The sequence below is a fragment of the Pseudoalteromonas sp. GB43 genome, assembly GCF_054923805.1.
On the sequence record NZ_JBPCHJ010000001.1, the window covers coordinates 3,121,653 to 3,134,881 of the forward strand.

Annotated in this window: 6 protein-coding genes and 3 pseudogenes; 7 read left to right on the top strand and 2 right to left on the bottom strand. The window is 39.8% G+C overall.

The window, feature by feature from the left end; all coding sequences use genetic code 11:
- The first annotated feature begins 304 nt into the window (after positions 1-304).
- The 5 genes and pseudogenes from pgi to ACRWSG_RS14885 all read left to right on the top strand — a co-directional run bounded on the left by pgi (position 305) and on the right by ACRWSG_RS14885 (position 9,414).
- Positions 305-1,951 carry a glucose-6-phosphate isomerase gene (gene pgi / locus ACRWSG_RS14865; RefSeq protein WP_138600001.1) on the top strand — a complete coding sequence of 549 codons (1,647 nt, stop codon included), beginning with the start codon at positions 305-307 and terminating at the stop codon, positions 1,949-1,951.
- Between the two features lie 270 nt (positions 1,952-2,221).
- Positions 2,222-3,693: pseudogene (zwf, locus tag ACRWSG_RS14870) on the top strand (glucose-6-phosphate dehydrogenase).
- A gap of 5 nt (positions 3,694-3,698) precedes the next feature.
- A pseudogene (pgl, locus tag ACRWSG_RS14875) lies at positions 3,699-4,408 on the top strand (6-phosphogluconolactonase).
- Positions 4,409-5,226: 818 nt separating this feature from the next.
- Positions 5,227-7,826, top strand: a pseudogene (locus ACRWSG_RS14880) (TonB-dependent receptor).
- 76 nt (positions 7,827-7,902) lie between these two features.
- Positions 7,903-9,414 carry a tryptophan halogenase family protein gene (locus tag ACRWSG_RS14885; RefSeq protein WP_462166614.1) on the top strand — a complete coding sequence of 504 codons (1,512 nt, stop codon included), beginning with the start codon at positions 7,903-7,905 and terminating at the stop codon, positions 9,412-9,414.
- A 37-nt stretch (positions 9,415-9,451) separates the two neighbouring features.
- Here the strand turns inward: ACRWSG_RS14885 and ACRWSG_RS14890 are convergent, their stop codons facing one another.
- Complete coding sequence (locus tag ACRWSG_RS14890) at positions 9,452-10,162, bottom strand: DUF6445 family protein (RefSeq protein WP_462166615.1); 711 nt, start codon at positions 10,160-10,162, stop codon at positions 9,452-9,454.
- A 243-nt stretch (positions 10,163-10,405) separates the two neighbouring features.
- Between ACRWSG_RS14890 and ACRWSG_RS14895 the strand changes: the two genes are divergently transcribed.
- Together ACRWSG_RS14895 and ACRWSG_RS14900 are read left to right on the top strand one after the other, a co-directional pair.
- Positions 10,406-11,110: a SapC family protein gene (locus ACRWSG_RS14895; RefSeq protein ID WP_138599996.1), complete on the top strand. Its 705-nt coding sequence runs from the start codon at positions 10,406-10,408 to the stop codon at positions 11,108-11,110.
- Positions 11,111-11,235: 125 nt separating this feature from the next.
- Complete coding sequence (locus tag ACRWSG_RS14900; protein WP_054553772.1) at positions 11,236-12,270, top strand: isoaspartyl peptidase/L-asparaginase family protein; 1,035 nt, start codon at positions 11,236-11,238, stop codon at positions 12,268-12,270.
- Positions 12,271-12,339: 69 nt separating this feature from the next.
- Here the strand turns inward: ACRWSG_RS14900 and queF are convergent, their stop codons facing one another.
- Positions 12,340-13,185, bottom strand: a complete 846-nt coding sequence (gene queF / locus ACRWSG_RS14905) for an NADPH-dependent 7-cyano-7-deazaguanine reductase QueF (protein WP_462166617.1) — start codon at positions 13,183-13,185, stop codon at positions 12,340-12,342.
- Positions 13,186-13,229 lie beyond the last annotated feature (44 nt).

Here is a 13,229-nt window from a genome sequence, read left to right on the forward strand (position 1 = left end):
GTCGGGTATTCACCAGACGCTTTTTCTTATATGTACATCTATATTTAATATAAGTTAGTTAGTGTATCTAATGTTCTACCAAATTAGCAGTAAAATAATTGAGATAATTTTTATGATACCGGTGTCAAAAGAGAAAAATTGCGCTATTATCTCGACTATAAAATGTAAAAGTAGAACATTGACAGCGTTGTCATTTTAACTTAGTGTTGATTTCACACCGTGTTTTTAATTGCTGTCTTTATTCAATATAATAAAAAGATAGTTAAGAATCAGTTTGTTGCAAGTTTTGAAGGGGATTAAATATATGAGCAGCCGTTCGCAATTAGCTAGTTGGCAAGCACTATCTGAAAGTGCCAAGAAGATGAAACAAATTCATCTTAAAGATTTATTTGCCAAAAATAGCACGCGTTTCGAGCAATTCTCTGCTCAGATCCCGGGTGTATTATTCGATTACTCGAAACAACAAATTGATAAAACTGTTTTTGAACAATTAATTGCTTTAGCGAAAGAGTGTGATATTAGCGCATGGCGCGAAAAAATGTTCAGTGGTGAGAAAATTAACATTACTGAAGACCGTGCTGTACTTCACACTGCTTTACGGAACCGCGCTAACACAGCTGTAATGGTTGATGGCGAAAACGTAACAGATGCTGTTAACGCTGAGCTTGCTAAAATGAAAGCCTTTGTTGGTAAGGTACGCAGTGGTGAGTGGTTAGGCTACACAGGAAAAGCAGTAAAAGATGTGGTTGCAATTGGTGTCGGTGGTTCAAATCTAGGCCCACAAATGGCAACAGAAGCGCTTGCTGCTTATGCTGATGGCACATTAAATGTTCACTATGTATCAAATGTTGATGGTGTTCAGATTGCATCTGTTTTACAAGGTTTAGACGTTGAGACAACGTTATTTGTTATCTCGTCAAAAACGTTTACCACCTCAGAAACCATGACTAACGCTAAATCGGCTGTTGAGTGGTTTTTACAAACGGCACAAGCGCAAGAGCACATAGCTAAGCACTTTGTAGCTGTAAGCACCAATTTAGAAAAAACAGCGGCCTTTGGTATCGCTGATGAAAACGTATTCACAATGTGGGATTGGGTAGGCGGTCGCTTTTCTTTATGGAGTGCGATAGGATTACCAATCGCCCTGTACCTAGGCTTCGACGCGTTCGAAGAGATCCTAGAAGGTGCGTTTGAAATTGATGAGCATTTTAAAAATGCTGAATTTGAAAATAACGTACCATTATTAATGGCGCTTTTAAGTGTTTGGAACACTAGCTTTTTAGGTTATACAGCGCAAGCTATTTTACCGTATGATCAAGCACTACACATGTTACCCGCGTATTTACAGCAAGGTGAGATGGAAAGTAACGGTAAGCATGTTACTTTTGCAGGTGAAACGGTTCCTTACACGACGGTTCCAATTATTTGGGGTATGACAGGTATCAATGGTCAACATGCTTTTTACCAATGTCTACACCAAGGTAATGTAATTGTACCTGCTGACTTTATTGCTTCAATTGAGCCGCAAGTCAATGTAGGCAAGCATCATGATATTTTATTATCAAACTTCTTTGCACAAACCGAAGCGATGATGGCCGGTGTTGATGCAGAGCAAGTAACTGCAGATTTAACCGCGAAAGGTAAATCTGAAGCAGAAATCTCAGAATTATTGAATCACAAGATTCACCAAGGCAATCGCCCAACAACGTCAATGTTATTAGATAAAGTTGATGCGAAAACGGTAGGACGATTAATTGCGCTTTATGAGCACAAGATCTTCTGCCAAGGCATTATTTTAGAAATCTGTTCATTTGACCAATGGGGTGTAGAGCTAGGTAAGGGACTTGCCTCTAAAATTGAAGCTGAATTATTTGATGATGCAGTCAGTCATCCACATGATAGTTCAACCAATGGACTGATCGCTTACTATAAGACACATCGTAAGCAGTAAAAGATTCGCAGTATTAGCTGCAAACCGAATACCTTTGAACGGGTAGCGCTGGAGTTCTTAGGGCCTGTATTTTTGTGAGAGGATTTACAGAGCCCCTAAGACTCATTTACTTCAGCCAACATAAAAAGAATGAGTAAGCTACTTACAAACAAATTCAACAGGCTTTGTTAAAGGATATTGTCTAACAGGCCACATCAACCAGATAACAACACGCACTGCCATATTGCATGAATTGGATGAACATGGCATTGCCAATGTAGAGAGTGATATATGTTAAATCCATTTGATATCGTAATTTTTGGGGGCGGCGGTGATCTTGCGTTACGTAAGTTACTTCCTGCAATGTATCGCGCTTATCAAGAGGGCAACCTTCCTCAAGGTTCTCGTATCCTTCCTACGGTACGTGAAGAAAGCAAACGTAAAGAATACATCGAAACAGCACATAAAGCGTTACAAGACTTTTTAGGTAAAGGTGAGTACAACGCAAAAGATTGGAAAGCGTTTTCAGCTTACCTTGTGCCAGTTGTATCAAATGTGACTGAAGCAGATGATGACTGGGACAAATTAAGAGATATTCTTGATGAACACGACGCTGACAAGTCTCGTGTTTTTTACCTTTCTTTACCACCTGCAGTGTATGGTAGCTGCTGTGAAATCTTATCAAAGAAAGGTCTAATCACAGAAACATCTCGTGTTGTTGTTGAAAAGCCGATTGGTTACTGTGGTGAATCTGCTGAAGCAATCAATGCAAAAATTGCTGAATACTTCAAAGAAGAGCAAGTATTCCGTATTGACCATTACTTAGGTAAAGAAACAGTACAAAACTTAATGGCACTACGTTTTTCAAACTCATTGTTTGAAAACCTGTGGGATGCAAAATCAATCGATAACATCCAAATTAGCTTATCAGAAACAGTAGGCTTAGAAAGCCGCGCTGGTTTCTACGATAAAGCGGGTGCATTACGCGATATGGTACAAAACCACTTGCTACAATTACTTTGCTTAGTGGCAATGGAATCACCAAATAAACTAAACGCAAACAGCATCCGTACTGAAAAACTAAAAGTACTTGAGTCGTTACGTCCGTTAGTGGCTGAAGATGTTGATGCAAACATTGTACGTGGTCAGTACGTACCAGGTAACTTAGACGGTAAAATCGTCCCAGGTTACTTAGAAGAATTAAACGAAGGTGCGAGTAAAACAGAAACTTTTGTTGCTATTCGTGCGCACATCGATAACTGGCGCTGGGCTGGCGTGCCTTTCTATCTTCGTACTGGTAAACGTATGAAAAAGCGTTGTGCTGAAATCGTTGTTGAATACAAAAAAGTATCTCACAACGTTTATACCGACAACGTAGGTAACATTGAGCCAAATCGTCTTGTTATTCGTCTGCAACCAGAAGAAACAATTCAATTAACACTGATGTCTAAGCGCCTTGATAACCTTGAGATGCAATTAGAACCAGTAACCATGAACATTGAGTTATCGCAAGCGTACAGTAATGGTTTTCATTCAGATGCTTATAAGCGCTTAATGTTAGATGCCGCAGCAAACAACCCGTCGCTGTTTATTCACCGTGATGAAGTACGTCAAGCATGGAAATGGATTGACCCAATCATCGAGCGTTGGCAAGAAAAAGGTGCACCATCATTATACCGTGCTGGTACGTGGATCCTGAAGATGCAGATGAGCTTTTAGAAGAAAACAACCACGTTTGGTTTAACACAGGCGATAAGGCGTAATTAAGATGGCAACAATAGTTGAAAAATTCTTTGCAAACAAAGACGAATTAACAGCTGAACTTTCTTCAAGCCTTGAACAAAGCCTTGTTGCTGGAATTAAAGAAGATGGTCGTGCGGTATTGATGGTATCGGGTGGCTCATCGCCAGCACCTGCTTATAAGCACTTATCAAACCTTGAACTTGATTGGGCAAGCATTGATGTTGCTATGGTTGATGAGCGTTGGGTTGATGCTGATCATGAAAAAAGTAATGAAGCATTTATCAAAAGCACGCTATTACAAAACCATGGCGCAGCTGCTAATTTCGTGACAATGAAAAATGACGCATTAACGGCGCAAAACGGTGTAGCTGAATGTGAAGCTGCATACAAAGCATTAAAGCGTCCTTTTGATGTGACGATTTTAGGCATGGACCTGATGGTCATACGGCTTCTCTTTTCCCTCATGCCGAAGGTCTTGAACACGGTCTAGCAACAGATGATTTAGTATGTGCAATTAATGCCATTGAAAGCGATGTAACAGGTAAAATCACTGAGCGTATGACGTTAACTTTATCTGCGATTGCAGATTCTAAAGTTGTGAAGCTTTTAATTAGTGGTGAAGAAAAACTCGCTGTTTACAAGCAAGCGAAAGAGGGCGGTGCAGTTGCTGACATGCCTTTACGTGCAGTATTGAATCACCCACATATCAATATTGAAGTTTATTGGGCACCTTAATCGCCCGATTAAACTCAATGTCAAAAGCGAGCTATTATGCTCGCTTTTTTGTTTTTAAATACTCACCTTGAATACCAATCCGCAATAATACTTAATCATTTTGAGGGATTAAACCTGTCGCTAACGGCGTTAAAAATTTCTGGTTTAGAACAACTAAATAACGAAATTTTTGCCTTGTTATCAACGAGGTTTTATTGCCTCAAAATAGATCACTTAATTAAGCGAATTGGTATAACAAACAGTATTGAATAAATACACTTTCTTTAAATAGCCGATAAAGTGTTAGACAAGTACAAAGGGGCTCTATATAATCAAAATGACAGCGCTGTCATTGTTATTGATTGTTATTCTCAATATTCCCTTTAACTCATTCTGCCCAGAAAAAGTTAAAAATAATTTGTACATGACAGCGTGCTTTTAGAAACACGTTAGTTTTTTAAGCTAATTTATTGTTAGATAACAGGTTTTATATAACTTTTAGTTATGATTAATAAATGCCCAATGGAAACTAAAGCTTACAAAAATACATGTAATTTTTAGCTAATTTCAAAAACCCATCCTTTTGGTCTTTTCATCTGCAATATCACTCATGCTATATTTGCGCCGTTTATTTGTAACAATTCTTAAAAACTCAATATTAAATATTAGTTATATCAATAACTTGATTATTTCGTTGTAAATTTTTTGCACAAATTAACCAAAAAGATGTAGCACAAATGTAATTTAGAGTGTATGGTTTGTTACTGGATGACAGCGTTGTCATCATCACTGGGCAGAAGTGATAAAAAAAACCAACAAAATGATTCAAGGGGAATCCTGTGTTAGCTAAAAATTTTAAGAAAAGCTTATTAGCAGTTAATATCGGCCTCGTAATGAGTGCTGGGTTCACTGGCGCTGCATACGCAGCAGATGAAACTAAAGTTCAAGAAGATGTTGAAGTAATTGAAGTTCGCGGTATTCGCCGTTCACTTGAAGCTTCAATGAATACTAAGCGCTTTGCTGACAGCGTTGTCGATGCTGTTTCTGCAGAAGATGTCGGTAAGTTTCCTGATAGCGATGTAGGTGAAGCACTTGGCCGTATTTCAGGTATTGCTGTTAACCGCGCATTTGGTCAGGGTCAACAAGTGTCTATTCGAGGTGCATCTGCACAGTTAACGCGTACTTTACTGAATGGGCACTCAGTCGCTTCAACAGGTTGGTATGACCAACAGTCAATCGACCGCAGCTTTAACTACACATTACTTCCACCAGAAATGGTTGGTGGTATTGAGGTTTATAAATCATCTCAGGCAAACCTTGTCGAAGGTGGTATCGGTGGTACGGTAATCGTAAACACTCGTAAGCCTTTAGATCTTGACGCGAATACCCTTTTTGGAAGTGTGAAAGCTGACTACGGCACGATCTCTGAAGAAACAGATCCTGAAATCTCTGGTCTTTATAGCTGGAAAAATGATGAAGAAACCTTTGGTGCACTAGTCTCAGCAGCATTTTCTGAAACAAATTATCAGCGCAATGGTATTGAATCTTTAGTAGGTTGGGGTGACATTGTTCCTTCTACATTCCAACAACAACGTGAACGTACTGCTATCAATGCCGTTTTCCAATATCGCCCAACTGATAGTATAGAGCTAGGTCTTAATGTTATGAGCCTAGATCTTTCAGCTGATAACGCAAATACTTCTCTATTTTTAATATTCCCTGACGATAAAGATGCAGCTTGTGAACAAGTTAATGTAGATGGTACGTGTACTTTCTACCGTCGTTCAGGTGAAGGTGCAAACCCAGGCTGGGCACAAACGTGGGCTCGTGCAGGTTCAATGACTTCGGATACGGTTGATTTTGAATTCAAATACGCTGGTGATAATTTTGAGCTTAAAGGCCGAGTTGGTAACACACAATCAGAAGGTGGTACGGACCTCACTGCGAACTATGGTTTTTGGTTAGGTACTCCTGCAGACTATGCGGGCACATATGATGCGACAGGTGACGTAATTGATATTGATATTGCGAATAAGTCGTTCACTGCTGATGACTTCCAAGGGCAACTATCTTCAGCTGGTTGGGCACTCAAAAAGCAACCTAACTCTGATGAAGAAACATACGCACAGTTTGATTTAACATTCCCTGTTGATTTTGGTGCAATCACTGCAATCAAAACAGGTTTCCGTTGGGCAGACCACGACGTTAAACAAGAGACTTATACTGCGAATTTAGTTGATTCAATCGCGGCATACGATGCATCTCATTATTATTCAGGCACAGTATCCTCAGGGGCGGGTTTCACTATACCTAAACCTAACCTTGATCAAATGCTCTCTGATGGTTACGCAGCGATTACTAGTTTTGATAATACATCAATCGCTTATAAGGCTGGCTATGGTACAGTAAATGAAGAGAATTTTTCACTTTACGCAATGGCTGATTTTTCTGCTGAAGGCATACGTGGTAACTTTGCGTTTTACGTTATACCTCTACAGATGCATCATCTGATTACTTCGCACTAGATGCGAATGGTAACTACGCAAACAGCCTAAGCACTGATAAAGCTGATTACAGCGAAGTATTACCAAGTGTTAACGTGGCATTTGATTTAACTGAAGATATGATTCTACGTTTCTCAGCAGCGCAAGTAATGTCACGTGCTAACTACACTGACATGTTTGCATCTTCATCATTAGCGGGTTATGAAGATGATGTAGATGGTAATGAAGTTATCACTACTGGTAATATCGGTCTGGAGCCATTCAAAGCAACACAAGCTGATTTTGGTATTGAATACTACTTTGATGGTGACGGCATGGTTAGTGCTACTTACTTCATCAAAGATATCTCATCATTTACTAAGGTAGATGAAGTGACTAATCAAAGTATTGGTATAACAGACCCTAACACTGGAAAGGATGACTGGACAGTAGCTTCTAAGGGGACGGGCTCAGGTGGTGAGATTAAAGGTATCGAGCTACAAATTCAAGATGGTTTTGACAATGGTTTCGGCTACCAAGCTAATTATACTTACGTCGATTCAGAAGCTCCTGCAGAAAACTTCCCTGACCGTATTGAATTATTCTCTGACTCTTCAGAGCATACGGTTAACTTAGTTGGTTACTATGAGGCTGATTTCTACAGCGTACGTTTAGCATATAACTGGCGTTCAGAGTACATGGTTCGTGAAGCACCAGGTTTCTATGGTAACCGTGAGCATCAAGACTACGGTACACTTGACCTAACGGCTAAGTATTCAGTAACAGACTATCTAGACTTAACATTTGAAGCGGTTAACATTACTGAAGAAGACAGTATTCAAATTGGTACTGCCTCAGGTGATGCAGATGTTAAACCTGAGCTTCGTAACGGCTACCCAGCATGGAGCTTTGAAGGTGAAGCACGCTACAAGCTAGGTGTATCACTACGTTTCTAATTTGATTTAGATAACGAAATTAAGAAAGCCCAGCTCGCACTGGGCTTTTTTGTGAGTAAAAAGTGGGCGAGTAAAAATGATAAAAAAAATCGCAATTGTTGGTGGTGGAACAGCAGGTTGGTTAGCCGCTAACCATTTGGGTCATGCGCTTTTGCAAAGTGGCATTGAGATCACGTTAATCGAGTCTCCTAATATTGCCAGCATAGGTGTCGGTGAAGGTACTGTTCCTTCGATGCGCAACTCTTTGCAAAAGTTTGGTATCAGTGAAAGTGATTTTATCAATGAATGTGATGTTACTTTTAAGCAGTCAATCAAGTTTGTAAATTGGCTAGATAAACACAAACATGGTGCTAACTTTTACCATCATTTATTTGATCACCCACATATATTCGGTGAGGAGTTAACGCAGCAGTGGCTTGCTGAGGGTAACGGTAATGATTACGCAGACTTTGTTTCTAAGCAGCATGCATGTTGTGAAAATAATTTAGCTCCAAAAACAATTGCGACACCGCAATATGCAGGTATCAATGGCTATGCCTATCATTTTGATGCTAAAAAGTTTGCTGCTTTCTTAGGAAGCCATGCCACGCAACATTTTGCTGTAAAACACCTGTTTGCAGAAATTAAAGATGTCAGCTGTGATGAGCAAGGTTTTATTACACACCTAATTGACTCAGAAACTAACGCCTTAGAATTTGACTTTATAATTGATTGCTCCGGTTTTTCGGCTGCCTTTATTGGGCAAAAACTAGGGGTGGGCTTTGTTGATAAGTCAGATAGTTTATTAACTGATACTGCAATCACATTGCAAGTACCGACACAAAGCGATGATGAAATACCGCCTTACACTATTGCCACGGCACACCAAGCCGGTTGGATCTGGGATATTGCGCTAACAGAGCGAAGAGGGGTGGGGTTTGTTTACTCATCTAAGTATATGAGCGATGAGCTAGCGCACGCTAAATTGCATCATTATTTAGGTAATAAATTTGAGCACTTAACGCTACGAAAGATCCCGATGAAAGTAGGGCACAGAGAAAAAATGTGGCACAAAAACTGTGTGGCTATCGGGTTGTCGCAAGGCTTTGTTGAGCCTCTTGAAGCAACTGCCATCTTAATTGCAGACTTTTCTGCGGGGTTATTAGCTAAACGTTTTCCGCGTACCCGAGAAGACATTAACTTAGTTGCTGATGATTATAATCAGCAGGTGAATTATGTATGGCAACAAACGTTTGATTTTATAAAAATGCATTACTGTATTTCGGATAGAACTGATTCGGCTTTTTGGCGTGATAACAAAAAAACCGACCAGTTATCAGAAAAACTAAAAAATAACCTAGCACGCTGGCAGCGCTTTACACCGGTACGCGAAGACTTTGCTAGTAAGTTCGATTTGTTCGACTTAGAAAACTACTTATACGTACTGTTTGGTATGCATTATGTACCTGCCAAACAGCAATCTAAGCAGAGCGACAATCAACAAGTTGCTGAATTTAAACAGCAGCGCGTCAATCAGCTATTAAGCGAGCTACCTAAGCACAGAGAACTGTTAGATAAAATAAAGAAATTTGGCTTACAGAAGTACTAATTTTATTAACTGAGCTGGCTAATACGTATTAGCCAACTCAGTCGATTCTAAAAAATGAGGAGATAGATAAACGACTGTTATTTAAATCATTACAGTACTTTTTGTGATTTAAAAGAGCTGCGCTATGCAATAGGTTGCTCTTATAAATTACGAGCCTATTGATCTTCGCTTCAATATCCACCACTTTTTCAAAAAGCGCTGTTGTTTCATTTAAATAGCCTGGATGAGTTGCGCTGTGTTTTTCTGTATCAGCAATCATGTTATGTACGCTATTTTGGTTATCAGCCGTCACTTTAATAATGTTCTCAGGTAGGTATTTATATATGCCTGTGCCACCCCATTCTTTGTCTGACAAATAATGCACTGCTGCAAATGTTTTATCATCCGTTGAATCAATATGTGGCATACGCTGCAAGGTATTTAATTCATCCGCATTTTGAGTCACTAATGAAAGTTTACAGCGGTGAAGATATAAATTATTTTCGCCGCTAGTAATGATCCCTTGCTCTAAAAGTTCTTTAACTAGCTGCTCAAAAGCTCGGTAGTAGGGCGCAGGCATTTCATCTCGTGTGCCTGGGTAGAGTGTGCCATCGCTGCCAAAAGGCTGGAAGTAGGCTGTCTCTGTGGCAAATTGATAAACTGGCTCAAGGTTGTGCAAAAAGTCATCAACAATAATAACGGTTTCATTAATTTCACCAATAAATACTTGGCTTACTTTATAGTCTTTATTTAATCGATAGCCTTCCATTATTTGCCTCAGTCATTCCGTGTTTGTTGAATATACTAACAAAAATAGTGGCTTATGCGTGATAATATTTACTTGATTGCAGCTTGTTTTTTCATCACTTAAGGTTAATTAGCAACATGGGTAAATTTGTTAATTTATAATGTACAAACTGCCACAAAATTTTCACTTCCTTTTTGTTGCCAAAACCTATAGGCTTTGGGCACTAACAGCAAAAACATATTATAAAATTAACGGAGCAGTATCATGGCGGAGCAACAAGTACAGCCTTTACATAACGAAAAACATGCCAACACTAAAATTCAAAATGGCATCAACATTGAGTTCATGAAAACTCAGCATTTAGTACCTGTGGTTGCACACGAATTTGCACGTATCGCAAATGAATTCCCAATGGCATTTGTTAAAAACAACGAATCAGGTAAATTTCAAGCAGTTGCTTTATTTGGTCTAGAGCCTGGCGAAAACCTTTTCATTCAAGACGGCAAATGGACAGCAGCATTTGCGCCTATGTCTATGACTCGTTACCCACTTGGTCTTGTTAAGCATCCAGAAGCTGACCAATTTGGTATCGTAATCGACGAAGCAAGCCCACTTGTAAGCGAAGAAACAGGTAATGCACTTTTCGAAAACGGTGAAGAAACTGAATACCTTAAGCGTCGTAAAGAAGCACTTGTTTCTTTCATCGAGTTCTCTCAGGTAACTGAAGCATTCACTAAGTACCTTGCAGACAAAGAACTACTAGTAGCTCAAACGCTAACTGTAGAAATCAAAGGTGAGAAAAAAGACATCAACGGTATCTACCTTGTTGACGAGAAAAAACTTAACTCACTAGGTGATGAAGAGTTCTTAGACCTTCGTAAGCGTGGCTATTTAGCACCAATCTACTCTTTCTTAACGTCTACTCACCAAGTAGCACGTTTAGCACGTTTAAAAGCAGCTCAAGCTTAATTTTAAACTGCTGAAAAAAAGCGCCATTAGGCGCTTTTTTTGTTTCTTTCGTCTGTTAAAGCTTGAAAACCAGCGACGAATTATTCACATTGGGCTTACAAACTAAAATAAATATAAGTGCCCCTATGTTAAAAACATTACTCACCTCAGCCATTGCGCTTAGCGCATTATCATTTAGTACTTTCAGCCATAGTAGTGATCAACCTTTCGCTATTGCTATTCATGGTGGTGCTGGAACAATTGAAAAAAGCCGCTTCACGCCAGAGCAAGAAAAAGCTTACCGTGCAAAACTAAAAGAAGCCGTTGAAACAGGCTATGCTGTGCTCGAAAAAGGCGGTGAGAGCCTAGATGCCATTACTGCGGCAATTAATGTGCTTGAGAACTCGCCGTATTTCAACGCTGGTCGCGGTGCTGTATATACTTATGACGGTGCACATGAGCTTGACGCATCGATTATGGATGGTCGTACACGCCAAGCAGGAGCTGTTGCTGGGGTTAAGCACATTGAAAACCCAATTAACTTGGCGCGCTTAGTGATGGAAAAATCAGTGCATGTTATGCTCAGCGGTCAAGGTGCCGAAGAGTTTGCAAAAACTCAAGGTATGCCGCTGGTTGAAAACAACCTTTTCGATACTGAAAATCGCTACAAAGCGTTATTAAAAGCAAAAGAAAAGCTCGATAAACAAAAAGTCACCAGCAAAGACTACCAAGCTGCACACAAAGCCCTGCCAGTTAATTACAAAATGGGCACTGTTGGAGCGGTTGCACTTGATAAAAACGGTAATATCGCCGCAGGTACCTCTACAGGTGGTATGACAGCAAAACGTTTTGGTCGTGTGGGTGATTCACCTGTGATTGGTGCAGGAACCTTTGCTGAAAATGAATCATGTGCAGTATCTGCGACAGGTCATGGTGAGTATTTTATTCGCTACAATGTGGCAGCTGATATTTGTGCTCGCGTAAAATACCAAGGTAAAACCATTGTGGAAGCAGGTAACGAAGTGATCCACGATGTATTAATGCCTGTAGGGGGAACTGGTGGTGTGATCATCATTGATGCTAAAGGTAACATCAGTTTGCCGTTTAACACCGCTGGTATGTATCGTGCGAGTAAATCGAATACATCACCAACGTATGTGGGTATTTTTAAAGACGAGTAATTACCTGTAACGAATCTTCAGGCAATAAAAAACCGAGTTTCACAACTCGGTTTTTTATTGCCACCAAAGTTATTGGCGATTAATTTTTACCTTGAAAGGTGTTTCATCTTGATTCGTTGAGCGATAAGGGTTGATATCTAAACCGCCACGGCGTGTATAACGGGCATACACTTCAAGCTCTTCGAGGTTTAACTGCTGCATTAAATCGCAGTAAATACGCTCCACACATTGTTCATGAAATTCGTTGTGAGTTCTAAACGAAATTAAATATTTTAATAAGGCTTCATGGCAAATCGCTTGGCGTTTATAACGAATAATCACACTCGCCCAATCAGGCTGTGAGGTGATCAAACAGTTCGATTTTAGTAAGTGACTATGTAGGGTTTCTGAGACAATCTCATCACCATTATGGCGAAGTGAGCTGGCATCAATATCATAGCTAGTGATTTCGATATCCAGATCATCAATACATTCGCCCGGTAACGCTGAAAATGGCAAACAATTGAAATCATCAGCTTGGTATAAAGTAACGATCACCGGTGCATTTACCGCATCGGATAAGTCTTTGCTCAGTGCTTGATGTACGTCATCCGGCGTCTCAAAACGTGTTTGATTAAAGCTGTTTAGGTACAATTTGAATGACTTTGACTCAATGATGTGACTGCTTTGACAAGGAAATACAAACGTTGCCACAGCGACCATTGGCTTACCCTTGCTATTTAGCCACGATAATTCATAGCCAGTCCAAATATCTTGACCTTTAAACGGTAAGTTATCTTCGCTAACACCTAATGCATCACGGTTTAATTTACGGGCAATAGGAAACAGTAAACTGGGTGTGTAGGTATCTACATACTCTGTGCTTTTACCAAGAACACTGTTTTTCAGTTCGGGTGAGTTGCTGTAATCTGTCATCTTTACACTTTTGTAGTTACAATGGCGGCATTATACCTAAAGCC

What these genes read in the sequence shown, in the direction of transcription:
- pgi (WP_138600001.1), top strand. Translation starts at nt 305, where the DNA reads ATGAGCAGCCGTTCGCAATTAGCTAGTTGGCAAGCACTATCTGAAAGT.
- ACRWSG_RS14885 (WP_462166614.1), top strand. Translation starts at nt 7,903, where the DNA reads ATGATAAAAAAAATCGCAATTGTTGGTGGTGGAACAGCAGGTTGGTTA.
- ACRWSG_RS14890 (WP_462166615.1), bottom strand. Translation starts at nt 10,162, where the DNA reads ATGGAAGGCTATCGATTAAATAAAGACTATAAAGTAAGCCAAGTATTT.
- ACRWSG_RS14895 (WP_138599996.1), top strand. Translation starts at nt 10,406, where the DNA reads ATGGCGGAGCAACAAGTACAGCCTTTACATAACGAAAAACATGCCAAC.
- ACRWSG_RS14900 (WP_054553772.1), top strand. Translation starts at nt 11,236, where the DNA reads ATGTTAAAAACATTACTCACCTCAGCCATTGCGCTTAGCGCATTATCA.
- queF (WP_462166617.1), bottom strand. Translation starts at nt 13,185, where the DNA reads ATGACAGATTACAGCAACTCACCCGAACTGAAAAACAGTGTTCTTGGT.